The organism is Streptomyces sp. NRRL B-1140 (assembly GCF_001280065.1).
Lineage (GTDB): Bacteria > Actinomycetota > Actinomycetes > Streptomycetales > Streptomycetaceae > Streptomyces.
In genome coordinates this window covers 23,319-43,658 of record NZ_LGEA01000069.1, presented here as the reverse complement: position 1 = coordinate 43,658, position 20,340 = coordinate 23,319, and the positions used below count along the sequence as shown (strand labels likewise).

The following is a 20,340-nucleotide window of genomic DNA, read 5'->3' as shown; positions in this document are numbered from 1 at the left end:
GGAGACCGGGGAACGGGCGTGCTCGGCACGTCAGTTGTCGGCGGTGGCGGCATCGAGGAAGGCCGGGCGTTCGCCGCCGCCGTGGACGAGCAGACTCGCGCCACTGATGTACGCCGCGCGTTCGGAGGCGAGGAAGACACAGGCGTCACCCACCTCCGCCGGGTCGGCGAGCCGGCCGAGCGGCACGGTGCGGCCGACGGCCGCGACGCCCTCCTCGTCGCCGTAGTGCAGATGCGACAGCTCGGTGCGCACCATGCCGAGGACCACGGTGTTGACCCTGACCCGCGGGGCCCACTCCACGGCCATGCTGCGGGCCAGCTGCTCCAGCCCCGCCTTGGCGGCGCCGTAGGCCGCCGAGCCCGGCGAGGGACGGCTGCCGCTGACACTGCCGATCATGACGATCGACCCGCCGCCGGGCCGGCCGCGCATGTGCTCGTAGGCGGCGAGGGAGGCGGTCAGGGGAGCGAGCAGGTTCAACTCGACGACCCGGGCGTGCCGTTCGGCGCCGCCCCCCGCGAGCATCCGGTACGGCGTGCCCCCGGCGTTGTTGACGAGGATGTCCAGCCCGCCGTACTCGCCCTTCAGGCGGGTGAAGAAGGCACCGACGGTGTCCGCCTCGCGCAGGTCGACCGGGAAGAACCGGGCGGTGCGCCCGGCCGCTTCGACGGGCCGGGCCGGGGGGCGCCGGGCGCAGGTCACCACCTCGGCACCGGCCTCCAGCAGGGCCCGGGTGATGCCCGCGCCCACGCCCCTCGTGCCGCCGGTGACCACCGCCACCCGTCCGCTCAGGTCGGTGATCGTTGCCATGAGGGGCCTCCCGCGACGTGTACCGCGCTGCTACCTTCACACCTAACAAACGTTTGGTGGAAAGGTAGCTGATCCGCCCATGGGTGTCTCCACCGCAAACCCCGAAGAGGGCATCACCGTCATCACCGTGGACTTCCCACCCGTCAACGCCGTCCCCGTCCAGGGGTGGTACGACCTGGCCGCCGCGGTGCGCGCGGCCGGTTCCGACCCCGCCGTGCGCTGTGTCGTCCTCACCGCCGCGGGGCGCGGGTTCAACGCCGGCGCCGACATCAAGGAGATGCAGCGCACCGAGGGGTACACGGCGCTCGTCGGCACCAACCGCGGCTGCTACGAGGCGTTCGCGGCGGTCTACGAATGCGAGGTCCCCGTGGTCGCCGCAGTGCAGGGCTTCTGCGTGGGCGGCGGCATCGGCCTCATCGGCAACGCCGACTCGATCGTGGCGAGCGACGACGCGACCTTCGGACTGCCCGAGCTGGACCGGGGCGCGCTCGGCGCGGCCACCCACCTGGCCCGGCTGGTCCCCCAGCACCTGATGCGCACGCTCTACTACACCTCGCGCACCGTGACGGCCGGGGAACTCCACCGCCACGGCTCGGTGTGGCGGGTCGTCCCGCGTGAGCAGTTGCACGCCGCGGCGATGGAGCTGGCCAGGGAGATCGCCGCCAAGGACGGGCTCCTCATCCGTTTCGCCAAGGCCTCGATCAACGGCATCGACCCGGTGGACGTCCGCCGCAGCTACCGCTTCGAGCAGGGCTTCACCTTCGAGGCCAACCTCCGGGGCGTGTCGGACAGCTACCGCGAGGCCTTCGTGTCGTCGACGTCCTCCGAGCCGTCCACACCGCCCAAGCCGTCCGAAGGGGAGACGCGTTGAGCGACAAGACGATGACGGCCGAACAGGTGGTCGGCCGGCTCCGCAGCGGCATGACGCTGGGCATCGGAGGCTGGGGATCACGCCGCAAGCCGATGGCCCTGATCCGCGCACTGCTGCGCTCCGGCGTCACCGACCTGACCGTGGTGTCCTGCGGCGGTCCCGACGTCGGCCTGCTCGCCGCGGCGGGACGCATCCGTACCCTCGTCGCCCCGTTCGCCACCCTGGACTCCATCCCGCTGGAGCCCCACTTCACCGCGGCCCGGCAGCGCGCGGCCTTCGACCTGGTCGAACTGGACGAGGCGATGTTCATGTGGGGTCTGACCGCCGCCGCGCAGCGGCTGCCTTTCCTGCCCGTCCGGGCCGGTCTCGGCTCCGACGTGATGAAGGTCAACCCGCACCTGCGCACGGTGGTCTCGCCCTATGCGGACGGCGAGGAGTTCGTCGCGGTTCCGGCGCTGCGCCTGGACGCGGCGCTGGTGCACCTCAACCGGGCGGACGCACAGGGCAACGCCCAGTACCTGGGGCCAGACCCGTACTTCGACGACCTGTTCTGCCAGGCGGCCGACGCCGCCTACGTCTCCTGCGAGCAGCTCGTCGACACGGCCGACCTGCTCAAGGACGCGGCCCCGCAGACCCTGCTCGTCAAGCGCGCCTTCGTGACAGGGGTCGTCCGGACACCCGACGGCGCCCACTTCACCTCCTGTGCCCCCGACTACGACCGCGACGAAGCCTTCCAGCGCGCCTACGCCGTCGCCGCCCGCGACCCGGAGGCGTGGCAGGCGTTCACGGAGCGCTGGCTGTCCGCAGACGAAGAGACCTACCAGATGGCGGTCACGGCATTCCACGAGGAGCGGGCATGAGCAGTCCTGCAGACAAGGCGACGCGCGCCGAGCACTGCGTGGTGGCCTGCGCGGAGGCATGGCGCCACGCCGGGGAGGTCCTGGCCGCACCCATGGGCACCGTCCCCACCGCCGGCGCCCGCCTGGCGAAGCTGACGTTCGCGCCCGACCTGTTGCTCACCGACGGCGAGGCACTGCTGATCGGCGACGTCCCGGCGCTCGGTGCCCGGGCCCAGGTGGTGGAGGGCTGGCTGCCCTACCGGCAGCACCTGGCTCTCGTGGCCACGGGACGGCGGCACGTGATGATGGGGGCCAGTCAGATCGACCGCCACGGCAACCAGAACATCTCGTGCATCGGCGACTGGACCCGACCCGCCCGGCAACTCCTGGGGGCCCGGGGCGCCCCCGTCAACACCCTGAACAATCCGACCAGTTACTGGGTACCCAAGCACTCCCGGCGGGTCTTCGTGGAGCAGGTCGACATGGTGTGCGGAGTCGGCTACGACCGTGCCGCCGAGGCCGGCCCGTCGGCCACCCGCTTTCACCACGTCCCGCAGGTGATCAGCAATCTGGGCGTCTTCGACTTCGCCACCCCGGACCGCTCGATGCGGCTGCGCTCGCTGCACCCCGGGGTCACGGTCGGACAGGTCCTCGCGGCCACCGGTTTCGCCCTCACCGTCCCCGACGAGGTGCCGTACACCCGTGAACCCACCACCGAGGAGCTGCGCCTCGTCCGGGAGGTCATCGACCCGGAGGGCGTCCGAGACCGGGAGGTGCCCGCATGAGCGACACCCCGATCGCCACGGCCTTCACCGAACTCGTCGGTGTGCGCACTCCCATCGTCCAGACCGGCATGGGATGGGTGGCCGGCCCCCGCCTGGTCTCCGCCGCCGCCAACGCGGGGGCCCTGGGCATCCTCGCGTCCGCCACCATGACCCCGGAGCAGCTCCGCTCGGCCGTGCGCGAGGTCAGGTCCCGCAGCGGCGCGCCCTTCGGTGTCAATCTGCGGGCCGACGCCTCGGACGCGGGGGAGAGGGTCCGGATCATCCTCGACGAGGGCGTCAAGGTCGCCTCGTTCGCGCTCGCGCCCCGGCCGGAGCTGATCGCCCGGCTGAAGGACGCCGGAGTCGTCGTCATCCCCTCCGTGGGCGCCCGCCGGCACGCCGAGAAGGTCGCGGCCTGGGGCGCCGACGCCGTACTCGTGCAGGGCGGCGAGGGCGGCGGCCACACCGGCAGCGTCGCCACCACCGTGCTGCTGCCGCAGGTCGTGGACGCCGTCGACATCCCCGTCATCGCCGCCGGCGGCTTCCGGGACGGACGCGGACTCGTCGCGGCCCTCGCCTACGGCGCCGCCGGCGTGGCCATGGGCACCCGCTTCCTGCTCACCTCCGACAGCACCGTCCCCGACGCGGTCAAGGCCCGTTACCTCGCCGCGGGCGTCCAGGACGTCACCGTCACCACCAAGGTCGACGGCCTGCCCCACCGGATGCTGCGCACCGACCTCGTGGACGCGCTGGAGCGCTCCGGCCGTACGGCCTCCCTGCTGCGTGCCCTGCGGCACGCCTCCGCCTTCAAACGGGACTCCGGCATGAGCTGGGCCGCCGTGATACGCGACGGCCTGGCCATGAAACACGGCAGGGAACTGACCTGGAGCCAGGTCCTCCTGGCCGCCAACACCCCGATGCTCCTCAAGGCCGCGATGGTCGACGGCCGCACCGACCTCGGTGTGATGGCCGGCGGCCAGGTCGCAGGACTGATCGACGACCTGCCGTCCTGCGCCGAACTGGTCGAAAGGATCATGGCAGAGGCACACGCCACTCTGGGCCGTCTGCCGACGGTCGTGTGAGGGTGCTGCGCGCGCCGCTCATCGCTGACCGTGCGCCGCCAGGACGCGTGCACGGCAGGCGGCCGGCGTGCCCCAAGCGCTGCGCAGCGGGCGGGCCTTGCGGATCCACAGCGAGAGGTCGTATTCCTCGGTGTATCCGACAGCGCCGTGGAGTTGCAGTGCCGTTCTCGACGCCGCGCACGCCGCTTCGCAGGCCGACACCTTCGCCGCGGCGACCTCCCGGCCCGCCGCAGGGTCGTCCGCGGCCAGGGCCAAGGCGGCGCCGTACACGAGGGGTTGGGCGAACTCCAGGGCGATCAGGGTGTCGGCCAGTCGGTGCTTCACCGCCTGGAACGAACCGACGGCCACGCCGAACTGGGTGCGCTGCCGCACATACCCCACCGTGCGTTCCAGCAGCGCACGTCCCAGCCCGAGGGCCTGCGCGGCCGTCGCCAGCGCCGCGACATCGGCGGCGTACGCGGCAGCCGCCACCACCGCGGGCCCCCGCACGAGCACGGCTTCCCCCAGCGGACGGGCAAGCCGCCGTGCCGGGTCGGCCGACGGCTGCACCGGACCGTGCGACCGGGCGAGCCCCAGAGCGGCGCCGTCCACGACGAACACCGCGTCCGCTGCGTCGGAGTCCAGGGCGTACGGGCTGCCCCCTGGGGACCGGACGTACAGGGACGCCACCGCCTTGCCGGACGCGAGCTGCGGCAGCCAGGCGTGGGCCACGTCGCCCCCGAGCCGGCCCAGCAGGGTACCGACGGCGGCCGCCTCGGCCAGCGGACCGGGCACGGCATGCCGGCCCAGCTCGGTGAAGGCGACGGCCAGCTCCACGGGGAGCGGTCCCAGGCCCTCGTACTCCTCCGGAACGGAGAGGGCGAAGACGCCGGCCTCCGCGAGCCCGGCCCACAAGGCCCGCCCCGGGCCGTGGTCGCCGGCCGCCCAGGACCGTACGACACCGGGCGTGCCCGCGGATCCCAGCATGCGGTTCAGGGTGCGGGCGAACTCCCGCTGCCCGTCGTCGAGGAGGAAGCGCATCACCGGCGGCCCTTCGGCAGGCCGAGCAGCCGTTCGGCGATGATGTCGCGCTGGATCTCATTGGTGCCGGCGTAGATGGGGCCGGCGAGCGAGAAGGTGTGGCCCTCCGCCCAACTGCCGTGCGCCGGAGCCTCACCGGCCTCGTCGGACAGCTCGCCCCAGGGGCCGAGCAGATCGAGGGCGGTCTCGTGCAGCGAGATGTCCAGCTCCGACCAGAAGACCTTGTTCAGGCTGGACTCGGCGCCGATCGACCCACCGGCGGCGATGCGTGAGGCATGGGCGTAGGTGAACAACTGGTAGGCGCGCGCACGGATGACCGCGTCGGCGACCCGGTCGCGCAGCGCTGCGGCACCGGGCTCGGCGCCGGAGCGCCACAGCTCCGTCAGCCGGCCGGCGGCGGCGGTGAAGCGGCCGGGGCTGCGCAGGGTCAGCCCCCGCTCGTTCCTGCTGGTGCTCATGGCGACCGGCCATCCCTGTCCCGGCTCCCCGATGACGTCCTCGTCGGGCACGAAGACGTCGTCCAGGAACAACTCGGCGAAGGCGGGCTTGCCGTCCAGCCGGCCGAGGGGCCGCACGGTCACCCCGTCGGCGTCCAGCGGGAACATCAGATACGTCAGGCCCAGGTGCGGCCGGCCGGCGTCCGGGTCACTGCGGAACAGACCGAACGCACGGTCCGCGAAGGCCGCCCGGGACGACCACGTCTTCTGGCCGCTGACGCGCCATCCTCCCTCCGTCCGCACGGCCGCGGACCGCAGCGAGGCCAGGTCGGACCCCGCCTCCGGCTCGGACCAGGCCTGTGCCCAGATCACCTCACCGCTCGCCATGGACGGCAGGACCCGCGCACACTGCTCTTCGGTGCCGTGCTCGAAGAGCGTGGGGGCCAGGAGGCTGATGCCGTTCTGGGAGACCCGGCCGGGCGCGCCGGCCCAGTAGTACTCCTCCTCGAAGATCAGCCACTCCAGCAGGGAGGAGCCCCGGCCGCCGAACTGCTCCGGCCAGGAGACCACCGACCAGCGGTCGGCGAAGAGCGTGCCCTCCCACTCCCGATGGGCGGCGAACCCCTCGGCGGTCTCCAGCGACGGCAGCGGGACGGACGGCACACGGGCGGCGAGCCAGTCCCGCGCCTCCGTCCGGAACGCCTCCTCGGCGGCGCTGAAGTCGAGATCCATCAGCGGCGTGCCTCCTTCATCGCGCGCACGTCCATCCCGCCGAGCGGGTCGTCGCTCGTCTCGGCGTTGTGGGCGTGGGCGAGATGGTGCAGCCCGAAGACCGAGTCCAGCCCCGCGTGCAGGCCCTGGAGGTCCTCGGCCTGGTTGACGGCACGCTTCGTCAGCGCCAGGCCCAGCCGGGGCATCGCCGCGATCCGCTCCGCCAGTTCCAAGGCGTGCCCGGCCAGTTCCTCGCGGGGCACGACCCGGTTGACCATGCCGACCTCATAGGCGCGCCGCGCGCTCATCCGGTCGCCGGTGTAGAGGAACTCCTTGGCGATCCGCGGCGGCATCACCCACGGGTGGGCGAAGTACTCGACGCCCGGTATGCCCATGCGTACCACCGGGTCGGCGAAGAAGGCGTCCTCGGAGGCGACGATCAGATCGCACACCCATGCCAGCATCAGCCCACCGGCCACACACGCGCCCTGCACGGAGGCGACGAGCGGCTTGGGCAGTTCGCGCCAGCGCCGGCACATGCCCAGGTACACCTCGGACTCGCGGGCGAAGCGGTTCTCGGCCCCCGTCGTCCGCGAGTGGTCCCACCACAGTCCCGCCCTGCGGTCGAACGGCAGATGAGCGTCCCGCTCGGGAGTGCCGATGTCATGGCCGGCGGAGAAGTGCTTTCCGGCTCCGGCGAGGACCACCACCTTCACCTCGTCGTCGTCCGACGCGCGGTAGAAGGCCCGGTCCAGTGCGTAGGTCATCGCGGAGTTCTGGGCGTTGCGGTACTCGGGCCGGTCCATCGTCACCAGGGCGACGGCTCCCCGGCGCTCGTAACGGACGGGTTCGGTGGGCGCGGGGCGGGCAGTGGACATCGCCCCCTCCTTCCCTAACAAGTGTTTGGTAGGTTAACGTACGAGGCGTCGGCCGTCGAGCGTCGTCCCGGCGCCACAGCCCGCCGAGGGAACGGACACCGGCGGCACGCTGTCCGAGGAGGCAGGCCATGACCGCGGCCCCACCGCCCTATCTGCCCGGCCACCACCTGCTCGCCGGCCGCGCCGCCGTCGTCACGGCAGCCGCGGGCGCCGGGATCGGAGGCGCGACCGCCCGCCGGCTGCTGGAGGAGGGCGCACGGGTCGTGATCTCCGACGCCCACGCCCGCCGCCTGAAGGAGTCCGAGGCGGAACTGGCCACCGAGTTCGGAGCGGACCGCGTCACCGCACTGCTCTGTGACGTGACGGACGAAAACCAGGTCACCTCGCTGTTCGACCATGCCGAGGAACACCACGGACGCCTGGACATCGTGGTCAACAACGCGGGCCTCGGCGGCACGGCCGACATCGCCGACATGACCGACGAACAATGGCACAAGGTCCTCGACGTCACCCTCAACGGCACCTTCCGCTGCACCCGCGCCGCACTACGCCGCATGAAAGCCGCGGGCACCGGCGGCGTCGTGGTCAACAACGCCTCGGTGATCGGCTGGAGGGCGCAGCAGGGGCAGGCCCATTACGCCGCCGCGAAGGCCGGTGTCATGGCCCTCACCCGCTGTGCCGCGATGGAGGCCGCCGCCTACGGAGTGCGGGTGAACGCCGTCTCGCCGAGCCTGGCCATGCACCCGCACCTCGCCAAGGTCACCACCCCCGAGCTGCTGGAGGAACTCACCGGCCGGGAGGCCTTCGGGCGCTGTGCCGAACCGTGGGAGGTGGCCAACGTGATCGTCTTCCTGGCCAGCGGCTACTCGTCGTACCTGACCGGCGAGGTCCTGTCGGTCAGCAGCCAGCACCCGTGAGGCGAGAATGGTCCCGTGCCGAAAAGCAGCGACAGCGACCACAAGAAGTCCACGGTGAGCCCGGCCGAGCGGCGCGAGGAACTCCTGGCCATCGCGGCCCGGGTGTTCGCCGCGCAGGGCTACAACGCCACGACCGTCCGCAAGATCGCGGACGCGGCGGGGATCCTGGCGGGCAGCCTCTACTACCACTTCGACTCCAAGGAGTCGATGCTGGACGAGATCCTCTCCGGCTTCCTGGACGAGCTCTGGGCCCGGTACGACGCCGTGCTCGGTGCCGGTCTCGGCCCCAGGGAAACCCTGGAGGCCCTGGTCACCGAGTCCTTCCGGGAGATCGACCGGCACCTCGACGCGGTCGCCATCTACCAGAAGGAATCCAGGCACCTCGGTACCCGGCCGCACTTCGCCTACCTCGTCGAGTCGCAGCAGAAGTTCGAGAAGGCATGGCTGGGAACCCTGGAGCGCGGAGTGGCCGCCAAGGTCTTCCGGCCCGACCTGGACGTACGGCTCACCTACCGCTTCGTTCGCGACACGGTCTGGGTCGCCGCGTCCTGGTACCGGCCGGGCGGCCGGCACAGCCCCGAGGAGATCGCCCGCCAGTATCTGTCGATGGTGCTGGAGGGCATCGCCCTGCACGACTCCTAGGCAGTCCTGCAACGCGCAGACACAGAGAAGGAGACGTCATGGCCGAGGCCTACATCGTCGAAGCGGTGCGCACCCCGGTCGGCCGACGCGGCGGCGGACTGTCCGCCGTTCACCCGGCCGACCTGGGCGCCCATGTGCTGACCGCGCTCATGGATCGATCGGGCGTCGATCCGGCCGCCGTCGAGGACGTGGTGTTCGGCTGCCTCGACACCGTCGGCCCGCAGGCCGGTGACATAGCACGCACCTGCTGGCTGGCCGCCGGACTGCCCGAGGAGGTGCCCGGTGTGACTGTCGACCGCCAGTGCGGCTCCTCTCAGCAGGCCCTGCACTTCGCCGCGCAGGGGGTCCTGTCGGGCACCCAGGACCTGGTCGTGGCCGGCGGCGTGCAGAACATGTCGCAGATCCCCATCGCCTTCGCCACCCGGCAGGCCGCCGCACCGCTCGGCCTGACCGAAGGCCCGTTCGCCGGATCGGCCGGGTGGCGGGCCCGCTACGGCGACCGGCCGGTCAACCAGTTCCTCGGTGCCGAGGAGATCGCCCGCAAGTGGGACATCTCCCGCACGGCGATGGAGGAGTTCGCGTTCCGCTCCCACCAGCGGGCGATCCGGGCCATCGACGAGGGCCGCTTCGACCGGGAGACCGTCGCGTACGGCGACGTGGCCCACGACGAGGGGCCGCGCCGCGACACCAGCCCGGAGAGGATGGCGGGCCTGCAGCCGCTGGTGGAGGGCGGCCGGCTGACGGCCGCCCTCTCCTCGCAGATCTCCGACGGCGCTTCGGCCTTGCTCATCGCGTCGGAGCGGGCCGTACAGGAGCACGGTCTGACCCCCAGGGCCCGTGTGCACCACCTCTCCGTACGCGGCGAGGACCCGATCCGCATGCTGACCGCCCCGATCCCGGCCACCGCGTACGCCCTGAAGAAGTCGGGGATGACGCTCGACGAGATCGACCTGGTCGAGATCAACGAGGCCTTCGCCTCCGTGGTGCTGGCGTGGCTGAAGGAGACCGGCGCCGACCCCGCGAAGGTCAACGCCAACGGTGGCGCCATCGCCCTCGGCCACCCGCTCGGAGCCACCGGCACCCGGCTCATGACCACCCTCCTGCACGAGCTGGAACGCACCGGCGGCCGCTACGGGCTGCAGACGATGTGCGAGGGCGGCGGCCAGGCCAACGTGACCATCATCGAACGCCTGTGACCGAAATACAGGCGCTGGAGGACGTCAGCCGGCCCGAGCGGGCTCAGGTGGCCGTCGCCTGCCGGGGAACGCTCGTCGTGCCGGTCGGGGTCAGACCGTCCCGACTCCGTCCATCAGGTCGGGGGCCCCGACGACCGCCCCCGGTCCGCACCCGATACTGGACGGAGGCTCGGGAAAGGGCGGGAAACGGTTGGACTGGTCGGCACCGCTGCTCGCCTTCGCCGCAGGCGCCCTGATCGCGCTGGTCACCGCACCGGTCGGAGTGTCCGGCGCCGTGTTCCTGCTGCCGGTCCAGCTCAGCGTCCTCGGCGTCCCCAGTCCCGCCGTCACCCCCACGAACCTGCTCTACAACGTCGTTGCCGGACCTGGCGCGCTGCTGCGCTACCGGCGTGACGGCAACCTCTTCGGCCCGCTGACCCGCCGTCTGATCGCAGGCACGCTCCCGGGCGTCGTCCTCGGCGCCGTCATCCGTGTGTTCGCCGTTCCCGGGCCGGGCGTGTTCCGCCTGCTGGTCGCCGTCCTGCTGCTCCCCCTCGGACTCTGGCTGATCACCCGCACGCTCCGCACACCGACCGCCCTCGGCACGACCGGGCCCTCCCCGCGCACGATCACCATGCTGGCGCTGGCCGTCGGCACGATCGGCGGCATCTACGGCATCGGGGGTGGTTCCATCCTCGGACCCGTCCTGGTCGGCCGGGGCATGCCCATCGCCCAGGTAGCACCGGCCGCCCTCGCCTCCACCTTCCTGACCTCGCTGATCGGCGCCGGCACCTACGGACTCCTCGCCCTCACCGGCGGCGACGACATCGCCCCTCACTGGTTCCTCGGACTGGCCTGCGGACTGGGCGGGCTGACCGGCGGCTATCTGGGCGCACGTCTCCAACCCCGTCTGCCGGAAGCGTTTCTCCGCCTCCTGCTGGGCACCCTCGCCGCCACGATCGGCGCGCTCTACGCAGCGCAGGCACTCACCTGAACCGCATTGCCGGGAGCCGGGCACGGCCGCGCGGTGCCCGGCGTCCCTCTGCGCCGCCCGACACCGCTCGACGGCAGATGTCAGGCAGTCAGAGCCTGCTCGGTCGTGGGGTGGCAGGAGATGAGGGTGTCGACGCCGACCAGTTGCAGGACGCGCAGGACGGAGTCCTGGGCCCCGGCGATGCGCACCCAGCCGTCTGCGTCGCTCAGTTCCTGATAGGCCGCGACGAAGACGTTGATGCCGCTGGAGTCCATGAACGTCACCGCGTTGAGGTCTGCCACTATCCGCGGCGGAGCGGCCCCGCCCTCGGCCTGCAGGGCTCGCCGCAGCACATCCTGGACGTCGTGGTCGATTTCGCCCCGCAGCGTCACGACACGGATGCCCTCGACCATGCGGTGTTCGACGGAGAGCCGTTCTGGCCGGTCCGCTGGTTCGATGTGGGCCACGGTCTCCTCGACTGCGATTTAGGCTTGTCACCGGTTCAGGACGTGCGCGGATGATTCTGCCCCACCGATCGCCCGGATGCACCCACGGGATCGTTTCCGACATCCCCGTGCGGCATGCATGCCGGCCAGGGGGGTAGTCGCGCGCGAAACGGGGGAGTGAGGGCGAGGCCAGTGGCAGATGGTACCGACGGTGACGGCTGTACAGCACGCGACGAGCATGTGGTGCGTGTCGGCTTCGCCCTGGGCGGCGACGACGGCTGCATCGCCGACGCACGCCAGCACGCGGCCGCTTTCCTCGACCAGGCGGGCGAAGAGTACGGCCTGCTGATCACCGCGCGTGTGAGGGACCTCACCCAGCTGGTGGTCAGCGAGCTGGTCACCAACGCGTGCAAGTACGCTCCTGGACCCGTCCTGGTGGAGCTGGGTCTGACCGCGGGCGCCGTGGAGGTGGCCGTATGGGACAGCGGCCCCGAGCTCCCGACGGCCCGCGCCGCGGATCCCGGCAGGATCGGGGGTCACGGCTTGGAGATCGTCAAGGCCGTGTCGGAGGGTTTGTCCGTCGACCGGGAGGCGGTCGGCAAGCGCATCACCGCCCGCATCGCCCTGACCGAACCCTCCGCCGTCACCGGTGCCTCCGGCTCCGGGCCTGCCGTGACGACGGCTCCCCCCGGATGAAGCGATCAGGACCTGCGCCCGCCCCGCACGGGAACGACGTGGCGCTGTCTCCCCAACAGGCCACCATGCCTCTGGACAACCCGCCCCGGCGGCACCTCCCCGACGGCGCACCGGTCGGAGATGCCTGACGAGCCCAGCCGGCGGTCTTGGCACGGACCGTGCATGAAGCGGTATGAAGCGAGGCAGCGCACCTCGCCGTTCCACGGCGGCATGCAGGTCCTTTCCATCGAAAGGACACCGGCGCCCCGTGGCACCACCGGCCGGTGGCCGGGGGCTCCGCGTCATCGGGACGGGGAGACCCGGCCGCGTACCCACGCCGGATCGGGGTTGGTGTGCGGGCTGCCGTCCACGACGACCGTGGGTACGGTCTCGTTGCCGTCGTTGACCTCCCTGACCGCTGCCGCTCCGGCCGGATCCCGCCAGATGTCGACCCAGTGCAACCGGCGAGCGCTCCGCCCCAGCCTGATACGCAGGCGCAGGCAGTACACACAGCCCGGGCGCCAGAACACCACCGGCCGGCCGTCGACCGTGCTGCGCCGCTGTGCCTCCCGCGCACCGATCGATCGCGGGAAGACCAGCGGCGAGTTCACGCCGGCGAGCAGCAGGAAAACCGGCAGGAGTGCGGCTGCTGTACCCGGGCTCCCCGCGACAACCAGTCCGGCCGCGGCGAACGCGCCGCAGAGCACGAGCAGTACCGGCAGGATCCACACACGCGTCATGGTGAAGCAGGCTACCGATGAGCAGCGCCGACCGGTCAGGGGCGGTGTGCGCCGACGGCCTCCGCGATGTGCGCGGCGGCCTGGGCAGGCGTGAGGTGCGTCGTGTCGACGACTTCGGCCGCGCCGTGCAGCCATGTGCGGGCCGCCTCGGCGTACGGCGCGAGGTGTGCGAGACCGAACGGGGAGGGCACGACATGCTCCCCCTCGATACGCCCGCGCAGAGTGTCCTGATCGGCGTGGAGGACGAAGTGCCGTACCTCGATGGAGTGCTGGGCGAGCCCGGCGCTGATCTCCCGCCAGTACTCCTCGACCAGGACGGTCATGGGAATCACCAGAGTTCCTCCCGTGTAGTCGAGCACGCGACGGGCCGTCTCGACTACCAGGGGCCGCCACGGCGGCCAGTGCTGGAAGTTCTCCGTGCCGCGCCCGGGCAGCGCCGGAGTGATGTCCATGAGTGTCTCGCCGACCTTCTCGGCGTCCAACACCCGTGCATTGGGGATCAGTTCACGCACGAGGGCACTTGTCGTCGTCTTGCCGGCGCCGTGAGTACCGTTGATCCATACGATCATGAGGTCCGACACTAACGCTCAGCGGTCGCCCGGGTGCGTCCGTCGCAGACATTCCGCGCCTCGTCCGGGCCGATCGTCCACAACCCTCGTCGCCTCCTGGTCACCGTTCGGCTTCCCGCGACGCCGCAAACATCCCGAGCGCTACCGGGCAACGACACGTGACGGACCGATAAACCGCATTCAAGTGATTGTCACCGCTTCGAGGTAAGCATCTCGTCTCGCCGGTGGATGCGAGCCCCCCAGCGGCTAGCTTTCTGCAGGTGGACGGATTCACGTGATCCGGTCCCGCTCGTTGCCCACCCCTCCCTGTCTCCCGGTCGGCGCACCCGTGTGCACCGGACGACCCGTCGTGCAAGGAGCACCTGCCCTCGATGACCGTCGACAGCATCCCGGAAGCCCGGACCACGTCCGACCCGCCGCAGCAGTCCCTCGGTACCGCCGCCGCCCGCAACCTCGCCACGACCACCAAGTCCGCCCCGCAGATGCAGGAGATCACCTCCCGCTGGCTGCTGCGAATGCTGCCCTGGGTCGAGGCCGACGGCGGTGCCTACCGGGTCAACCGGCGGCTGCGCCACACCCTCGGGGACGGGCACATCGAGTTCGTCCAGGAGGGTGCCACGGTCCGGGTGATCCCCCGGGAGCTGGGGGAACTGGCCCTGCTGCGCGGTTTCGAGGACACGGACGTCCTCACCGCCCTCGCCGACCGCTGCACGCAGCGCGACTTCGCGGCCGGGGAAATCCTCGCGACCCGCGGCAGCCCCGCAGACCGGCTCCACCTGATCGCCCACGGCCGGGTCGGCCAGACCTCCGAGGGCCGGTACGGCGGAGTGATCGCCGTCGGAGTGCTCGCGGACGGCGACCACTTCGGTGAGAGCGCCTTGCTCGACTCCGACGCCCGCCACGACTGCACGACCACCGCCGAGACCTCCGGCACCCTCCTCACCCTCACCCGCGCCGACTTCAGCGCGGTCCTGGCCACCGCCCCCCACCTCCGGGCTCATGTCGGAGAGTTCAGCGCCCGCACGCGGCTACGGCAGAACAAGCACGGCGAGGCCGAGATCGCCCTGTCGGCCGGCCACGTCGGCGAAGCCGAACTGCCCGGCACCTTCGTCGACTACGACCTGCACCCGCGCGAGTACGAACTCTCCGTCGCACAGACCGTTCTGAGGATCCACACCCGGGTCGCCGACCTCTACAACGGTCCGATGAACCAGAGTGAAGAGCAACTCCGGCTCACCGTCGAGGCCTTGCGTGAGCGCCAGGAACACGAGCTGATCAACAACCGCGACTTCGGGCTCCTGCACAACGCCGACTTCAAGCAGCGGATCCAGCCCCGCTCCGGCCCGCCCACCCCGGACGACATGGACGATCTGCTCTGCCGCCGGCGCGGCACCAAGATGTTCCTCGCCCACCCCAGGACGATCGCCGCCATCGGACGCGGCTTCAACGCATGCGGCCTCTACCCCGACCACGTGGACCTCGGAGGACAATCCGTCCCCGCCTGGCGCGGCGTCCCCATCCTGCCCTGCAACAAGATCCCGATCAGCAAGGAACAGACCAGCTCCATCATCGCGATGCGCACCGGCGAGAAGAACCAGGGCGTCATCGGACTGCGGCAGACCGGACTGCCGGACGAGTACGAACCGGGGCTCTCCGTGCGGTTCATGGGGATCAACGAACAGGCGATCATCTCCTACCTCGTCACCACCTACTACTCCGCCGCGGTGCTCCTGCCCGATGCCCTGGGCGTGATGGAGAACGTGCAGATCGCCCCCAGACCGCGCTGAAGCCGTGACGCGCGGCAGCGGCACGCCTGTCGCCCCCGCCTGCCACCGAGCGCCCACCCCACCGCAGCAAGGAGCCGCCGATGCCCGACTCCGGGCACCTCGGAACAAGCCCACCCGAACAACGGCCGACGCCACCGACCGTCCTGCCGGACGCCCCGGCCCCGTCGGCCCCCGACCGTCAGATCACGCCGACCGTCCGGCACTTCCTGGCCGCGCTGCATCCGCCGGTCACGATCCCCGGCCCGCCGACGCCACCGCCGTCGATGCCCCCCTCCGCCGTCTCGGCCGCGCCCGACACGGCCGCCGTCGGCTCGGCCGTACCGGCCACGCCCGATGCGACCGCGGCCGGCTCCGCGCTGCGGCGAATCCTGCGCGGCCCGACCGGACCGGGCACCAGTTCGCTCTCCGTGGCGAGCAGGTTCGCACCCGACCTCCCGGAACCGCCGTCCCCGGCTCCCGCCGAGCCCGCCGCGGGGAAAGCCGTGCCCGGCCTCTACCACCACCCCGTCCCGGAGCCGGACCCGGTGCGTGTCGAGGAGGTGAGCCGCCGGATCAAGGCCTGGGCCGAGGACGAGGTCCAGCTCTACCCCGAGGAGTGGGAGGGGCAGTTCGACGGCTTCTCCGTCGGCCGCTACATGGTCGCCTGCCACCCCGACGCGCCGACGGTCGACCACCTGATGCTCGCCACGCGGCTGATGGTCGCGGAGAACGCGTTGGACGACTGCTACTGCGAGGACCACGGCGGGTCGCCCGTCGGACTGGGCGGCCGGCTCCTGCTCGCGCACACCGCCCTCGACCACTTCCACACCACCGCGGAGTACGCGCCGGCGTGGCAGGAGTCGCTCACCTCGGACGCCCCGCGCCGGGCGTACCGCAGCGCGATGGACTACTTCGTCCGCGCGGCCACGGACTCCCAGGCCGACCGCTACCGGCACGACATGGCCCGGCTGCACATGGGCTACCTCGCCGAGGCCGCCTGGGCACAGACCGACCACGTCCCGGAGGTGTGGGAGTACCTGGCGATGCGCCAGTTCAACAACTTCCGACCCTGCCCCACGATCACCGACACCGTCGGCGGCTACGAACTGCCCGCGGACCTGCACGCCCGCCCGGACATGCAGCGGGTCATCGCCCTCGCCGGCAACGCGACCACCATCGTCAACGACCTCTACTCGTACACCAAGGAACTGAACAGCCCCGGCCGCCACCTGAACCTGCCCGTGGTCATCGCCGAACGCGAGCGGCTCTCCGCGCGCGACGCCTATCTGAAGGCCGTCGAGGTCCACAACGAACTCCAGCACGCCTTCGAGGCCGCCGCGGCAGGCCTCGCGGAGGCCTGCCCCCTGCCCCCCGTGCTGCGCTTCCTCAAAGGCGTGGCGGCGTGGGTCGACGGCAACCACGACTGGCACCGCACCAACACCTACCGCTACAGCCTGCCCGACTTCTGGTAAGGAACGGACATCTCTGTGACCACTGAAACGACCCCCTCCCTCTCCGCGAAGATCCCGGCCCCGGCGACGCCGTACCAGGGGGACATCGCGCGGTACTGGAACAACGAGGCGAGGCCGGTCAATCTCCGTCTCGGTGACGTGGACGGGCTCTACCACCACCACTACGGCATCGGCGCCGTGGACCACACCGCGCTCGGCGACCCGGCCCACAGCGAGTACGAGAAGAAGCTCATCGCGGAGCTGCACCGGCTGGAATCGGCACAGGCGGAGTTCCTGATGGACCACCTCGGCCCGGTCGGGCCCGACGACACCCTCGTCGATGCCGGCTGCGGGCGCGGTGGGTCCATGGTCATGGCCCACCGCCGCTTCGGCTGCAGGGTGGAGGGCGTCACCCTGTCCGCCACCCAGGCCGACTTCGGCAACAGGCGCGCGCGAGAACTGCGCATCGAGGACCACGTGCGCTCCCGCGTGTGCAACATGCTCGACACGCCCTTCGAGAAGGGCGGCGTCACCGCGTCGTGGAACAACGAGTCGACGATGTACGTCGACCTGCACGACCTGTTCGCCGAGCACTCCCGCTTCCTCAAGGTGGGCGGCCGGTACGTGACGATCACCGGCTGCTGGAACCCCCGCTACGGCCAGCCCTCGAAGTGGGTCTCCCAGATCAACGCCCACTTCGAGTGCAACATCCACTCCCGCCGCGAGTATCTGCGCGCCATGGCGGACAACCGGCTGGTGCCGCAGACCATCGTCGACCTCACCCCGGACACGCTGCCCTACTGGGAGCTGCGGGCCACGTCCTCGCTGGTCACCGGGATCGAGGAGGCGTTCATCCAGTCCTACCGGGACGGCTCCTTCCAGTACGTCCTGATCGCGGCCGACCGCGTGTGAGCGCGACCTCGCGGGGCCGGGACCGTCTGTACGGGACCGGCCCCGCGAGGTAGGCCCAGAAGTCGCCCGAACGAACAGGACCTCCAGTCCGTCGTTGTCGATGAGGCCGGACGAGTCTTCGCAATCAGGCACGCCGGTCGAGAACTCGAAACCTGGAGGTCCGATCATGAGCTGGGTCAAGCGATCCGTGCTCGCACTGCTGACGGCGGCCGCAGCGGCGTCGATGTCCGCCTGCGACCCGGAGGAGGACAGCGGGGAGGCCGCGCCGTCGTGCGTCTACGTGGTGACCTACGAAGGGCGCACGTACCGCGATGTGGCGAATGTGGAGTTCACCGTGGGCAACGAACTGGGCACGGCGACCCAGCCGCCCTGTGACGACACGGGCGGCCAGAACCGGGGCGAGGAGCCATCCACCACCGAAAACGCCTACGCGGTGGACGGCGTCTCTCCCACCGTGGCCATCGCCGTCGGCGACGCACCCGACGACGTCAGGTTCGTTGCCGTCCACTCGGGCGGCGAGCTGCCGCCCGAGGTGGAGAAACTGATCGCCGACTCCTGGTGACCTCGGCGTTCCCGTGTCCGCCGGCGGCCGCCCGGGAGACCCCCGGCGGATCAGAACGCATAGCGCACCCGCAGCCACGGCGCATGGCGGTCGATCAAGGTGTGCAGCGCCCGTACGGCCTCGCCCTTGACGCCGTTGCGGTAGCGGAGGTTCAGCGCGCCGTTCTCGGAGCGCTTGGCCTGTTGCAGTTCCGGCCGCCACAGGGCCTCCTCGGCACGGGGATGCCAGCCGAGGTTGACCTCGTGCAGCTCCTGGTTGTGCGTCAGCATGATCACCTCGGCGGCGGCCTGCTCCTTCACGCGCCGGGGCAGGACGTCGTCGAGGTGGATGAGCAGCTCCGTCCAGGCCTCCTGCCAGCCCGGCCGGACGACCACGGGGGAGAGGTTGAAGTGCACCTCGTACCCGGCGTCCAGGAAGTCCGCAGCGGCGGCGATCCGCTCGGCGACCGGTGAGGTGCGCACATCGAGCAGCCGGGCGTCGTCCGGCGGCATCAGCGAGAACCGGATGCGGGTGCGGCCGCGAGGGTCGAGGGCCAGCAGGTCGGGGTTGACGAACTTGGTGGCGAAGGACGCCTTCGCCGTGGGCCACTGCCGGAAGGCGTGCACCATGTCCGCGGTGTTGTCGCAGATCAGCGCGTCCACCGAGCAGTCGCCGTTCTCCCCGATGTCGTACACCCACGCCTTGGGGTCGCACTGGTTCGGCTCGGACTTGCGCCCCTGCCGCGCCACGTGGCGGCCGACGTGACCGATGATCCGGTCGATGTTGGTGGAGACGGTGATGGGGTTCGCGTATCCCTTGCGCCGGGGCACATAGCAGTAGGCGCAGGCCATGGCGCAACCGTTGGAGGCGCCGGGAGCGATCCAGTCCGCGGACCGGCCGTTGGGACGTGTGGTGAGGGTCTTCTTCTCACCGAGGACCAGCGTCTCCCCCTTGACGCGCACCCAGCGCTCGATGTTGCCCTGGTTGCCGTGCAGCCCTGGGATGCCCCAGTGGGACTGCACCATGGTCACCCGGGCGTCGGGAAACCGTGCGCTGATCTGCCTCCCGCGCGGGGACGCGGCAGCCGCGGGCTCGGCGTAGATCTCCCGCACGGGCAGCAGCCGGCCGGCCACGGCGGAAGCACGGAACGAAGAGCGTCGATCGGCTGGGACGGGCCCGGGGGAGAGGGCGTCCAGCCCGAACAGTGCGTCGGGGTCGTCGCCCGGGCTGCCGGACGGGTGGTGCATGAGTGCTCCCGTACAGATGGGTGCGAGGGAAGAGAGAAGCTTCCCGTCATCCAACTGTACGAGGCACTCACCGCTCCCGCTCGAAGGGACCGCCCTGGGTACGGCCGACCTCTCCACGCCCACCCCCACAGGACCAGGCCGGCTCTCCGTACCCGTGATCGCGCCCAACTCGTCGTCCTCGTTTACGAATCCGGCTTGGTGACCCCGCACAGCGCTTGACCCCGCGTCCCCCGAAGAGTGGTGCCGGCACCGGAAACTCAGGCGACCCCGGGCGGCGCCGACTGCGAGACTTCACGCCATGACGCGACGTGCCCTCACCCAGAGCGAATACTTGAGCGAAGTCGAGAGGCTCGCCAGAGAGGTCCGGTCTGCCGCGTCGGACGAAGGCTGGCTCTGCTACGGCCATGACCCTGACGACGCGACGACTCTTCAGCGGGCGGTGAACGCGCTCGCTCGGGCTCTGCAGCACCATCACTTCCCCGGTGACGGGTGCGTCGAGGAGGAGGATCGCCCCCTGCTCGAGCTGGCGGGCGTCGTGCTCATTCGGCCGGGAGTCATGCCGGCCGCGCTGGACGAGACCTATGAGCAGGCGTGTCTCCGGATCGGGGTGGAGCCCCGCGGGGAGGGCTGGGCACTGTGGAACACCTGGGGCAACGGGCAGTCCCGCATCACCATGGTTGTCTCGGCCGTCGACACCACCGAGGGACTGCTCGCGAACTGGGCGCGAGGTGTGGACGCGGCCCCGGTCCAGCCCTTGCCCTCGCAGGTCGCGCTGATCCAGCAGGGCTGGGCCGGACCCATGACTCTGTCTCCCCGCGCCGTGAAGAGGACAGGCCTGCTGGATCCGGCGGTGAAGCGCGCAAGCACGTTGTAAGAC

The 20,340-nt window shown here is 71.2% G+C and carries 22 protein-coding genes; 14 read left to right on the top strand and 8 right to left on the bottom strand.

The annotated features are described in order from the left end of the window. Nucleotides 1-30 precede the first annotated feature (30 nt). The gene (locus tag ADK65_RS08705; RefSeq protein ID WP_053669370.1) at nt 31-807 is read right to left on the bottom strand and encodes an SDR family oxidoreductase; all 777 of its coding nucleotides are present in this window, start codon (nt 805-807) and stop codon (nt 31-33) included. Nucleotides 808-886: 79 nt separating this feature from the next. Here ADK65_RS08705 and ADK65_RS08700 point away from each other — a divergent pair, with 79 nt between their 5' ends. From ADK65_RS08700 to ADK65_RS08685, 4 genes are read left to right on the top strand one after another with little or no spacing between them, the layout of a single operon-like run. After that, entirely contained in the window at nt 887-1,678 is a 792-nt protein-coding gene (locus tag ADK65_RS08700; protein ID WP_053669368.1) for an enoyl-CoA hydratase family protein, read from the top strand. Beyond that, on the top strand, nt 1,675-2,538 hold the full coding sequence (locus ADK65_RS08695) for a CoA transferase subunit A (RefSeq protein ID WP_053669367.1): 864 nt from the start codon (nt 1,675-1,677) through the stop codon (nt 2,536-2,538). Before ADK65_RS08700 ends, ADK65_RS08695 begins: the two co-directional genes overlap by 4 nt. Continuing rightward, a complete protein-coding gene (locus tag ADK65_RS08690; RefSeq protein WP_053669364.1) occupies nt 2,535-3,302 on the top strand; it encodes a CoA-transferase subunit beta in 768 nt (255 codons plus the stop codon). The genes ADK65_RS08695 and ADK65_RS08690 overlap by 4 nt, the downstream gene beginning before the upstream one ends. Continuing rightward, entirely contained in the window at nt 3,299-4,363 is a 1,065-nt protein-coding gene (locus ADK65_RS08685; RefSeq protein WP_053669362.1) for an NAD(P)H-dependent flavin oxidoreductase, read from the top strand. The genes ADK65_RS08690 and ADK65_RS08685 overlap by 4 nt, the downstream gene beginning before the upstream one ends. Before the next feature lie 18 nt (nt 4,364-4,381). Here ADK65_RS08685 and ADK65_RS08680 read toward each other — a convergent pair whose 3' ends face one another. From ADK65_RS08680 to ADK65_RS08670, 3 genes are read right to left on the bottom strand one after another with little or no spacing between them, the layout of a single operon-like run. Further along, nucleotides 4,382-5,383, bottom strand: coding sequence for an acyl-CoA dehydrogenase family protein (locus tag ADK65_RS08680; RefSeq protein WP_053669360.1), 1,002 nt, complete (start codon nt 5,381-5,383; stop codon nt 4,382-4,384). Continuing rightward, on the bottom strand, nt 5,383-6,552 hold the full coding sequence (locus tag ADK65_RS08675) for an acyl-CoA dehydrogenase family protein (RefSeq protein WP_053669358.1): 1,170 nt from the start codon (nt 6,550-6,552) through the stop codon (nt 5,383-5,385). The genes ADK65_RS08680 and ADK65_RS08675 overlap by 1 nt, the downstream gene beginning before the upstream one ends. Then, nucleotides 6,552-7,409, bottom strand: coding sequence for an enoyl-CoA hydratase (locus tag ADK65_RS08670; protein ID WP_053669356.1), 858 nt, complete (start codon nt 7,407-7,409; stop codon nt 6,552-6,554). Before ADK65_RS08670 ends, ADK65_RS08675 begins: the two co-directional genes overlap by 1 nt. Before the next feature lie 128 nt (nt 7,410-7,537). Between ADK65_RS08670 and ADK65_RS08665 the strand changes: the two genes are divergently transcribed. From ADK65_RS08665 to ADK65_RS08650, 4 genes are all read left to right on the top strand, one after another. Further along, complete coding sequence (locus ADK65_RS08665) at nt 7,538-8,326, top strand: SDR family oxidoreductase (RefSeq protein ID WP_053669354.1); 789 nt, start codon at nt 7,538-7,540, stop codon at nt 8,324-8,326. A gap of 54 nt (nt 8,327-8,380) precedes the next feature. After that, a complete protein-coding gene (locus ADK65_RS08660) occupies nt 8,381-8,968 on the top strand; it encodes a TetR/AcrR family transcriptional regulator (RefSeq protein WP_420708992.1) in 588 nt (195 codons plus the stop codon). A gap of 38 nt (nt 8,969-9,006) precedes the next feature. Then, nucleotides 9,007-10,164, top strand: a complete 1,158-nt coding sequence (locus ADK65_RS08655; RefSeq protein ID WP_053669350.1) for an acetyl-CoA C-acetyltransferase — start codon at nt 9,007-9,009, stop codon at nt 10,162-10,164. Between the two features lie 190 nt (nt 10,165-10,354). Beyond that, nucleotides 10,355-11,137 carry a sulfite exporter TauE/SafE family protein gene (locus ADK65_RS08650; RefSeq protein WP_053669348.1) on the top strand — a complete coding sequence of 261 codons (783 nt, stop codon included), beginning with the start codon at nt 10,355-10,357 and terminating at the stop codon, nt 11,135-11,137. 80 nt (nt 11,138-11,217) lie between these two features. On the opposite strand, the gene ADK65_RS08645 is transcribed toward ADK65_RS08650, so the two are convergent. After that, a complete protein-coding gene (locus tag ADK65_RS08645; protein WP_107092241.1) occupies nt 11,218-11,583 on the bottom strand; it encodes an STAS domain-containing protein in 366 nt (121 codons plus the stop codon). A 171-nt stretch (nt 11,584-11,754) separates the two neighbouring features. On the opposite strand from ADK65_RS08645, the gene ADK65_RS08640 reads away from it, so the two are divergent. Further along, nucleotides 11,755-12,258 carry an ATP-binding protein gene (locus ADK65_RS08640; protein ID WP_234352828.1) on the top strand — a complete coding sequence of 168 codons (504 nt, stop codon included), beginning with the start codon at nt 11,755-11,757 and terminating at the stop codon, nt 12,256-12,258. Nucleotides 12,259-12,539: 281 nt separating this feature from the next. Here the strand turns inward: ADK65_RS08640 and ADK65_RS08635 are convergent, their stop codons facing one another. Continuing rightward, a complete protein-coding gene (locus tag ADK65_RS08635; protein ID WP_053669345.1) occupies nt 12,540-12,977 on the bottom strand; it encodes a glutaredoxin domain-containing protein in 438 nt (145 codons plus the stop codon). A 35-nt stretch (nt 12,978-13,012) separates the two neighbouring features. Beyond that, on the bottom strand, nt 13,013-13,546 hold the full coding sequence (locus ADK65_RS08630) for an AAA family ATPase (RefSeq protein WP_053669483.1): 534 nt from the start codon (nt 13,544-13,546) through the stop codon (nt 13,013-13,015). A gap of 371 nt (nt 13,547-13,917) precedes the next feature. Here ADK65_RS08630 and ADK65_RS08625 point away from each other — a divergent pair, with 371 nt between their 5' ends. The 4 genes from ADK65_RS08625 (at nt 13,918) to ADK65_RS08610 (ending at nt 18,237) form a co-directional block, all read left to right on the top strand. Then, on the top strand, nt 13,918-15,333 hold the full coding sequence (locus ADK65_RS08625; protein WP_053669342.1) for a family 2B encapsulin nanocompartment shell protein: 1,416 nt from the start codon (nt 13,918-13,920) through the stop codon (nt 15,331-15,333). An 80-nt stretch (nt 15,334-15,413) separates the two neighbouring features. Then, nucleotides 15,414-16,784, top strand: a complete 1,371-nt coding sequence (locus ADK65_RS08620) for a family 2 encapsulin nanocompartment cargo protein terpene cyclase (RefSeq protein WP_053669340.1) — start codon at nt 15,414-15,416, stop codon at nt 16,782-16,784. Nucleotides 16,785-16,799: 15 nt separating this feature from the next. Then, complete coding sequence (locus ADK65_RS08615; protein ID WP_053669338.1) at nt 16,800-17,675, top strand: geranyl diphosphate 2-C-methyltransferase; 876 nt, start codon at nt 16,800-16,802, stop codon at nt 17,673-17,675. A gap of 166 nt (nt 17,676-17,841) precedes the next feature. Then, nucleotides 17,842-18,237: a DUF6281 family protein gene (locus tag ADK65_RS08610; RefSeq protein ID WP_234352827.1), complete on the top strand. Its 396-nt coding sequence runs from the start codon at nt 17,842-17,844 to the stop codon at nt 18,235-18,237. 50 nt (nt 18,238-18,287) lie between these two features. On the opposite strand, the gene ADK65_RS08605 is transcribed toward ADK65_RS08610, so the two are convergent. After that, on the bottom strand, nt 18,288-19,463 hold the full coding sequence (locus ADK65_RS08605) for a spore photoproduct lyase family protein (RefSeq protein ID WP_053669337.1): 1,176 nt from the start codon (nt 19,461-19,463) through the stop codon (nt 18,288-18,290). Nucleotides 19,464-19,761: 298 nt separating this feature from the next. Here ADK65_RS08605 and ADK65_RS08600 point away from each other — a divergent pair, with 298 nt between their 5' ends. Then, nucleotides 19,762-20,337 (top strand): hypothetical protein, encoded by a 576-nt coding sequence (locus ADK65_RS08600; protein ID WP_053669335.1) that lies wholly within the window; start codon nt 19,762-19,764, stop codon nt 20,335-20,337. Nucleotides 20,338-20,340: the final 3 nt, after the last annotated feature.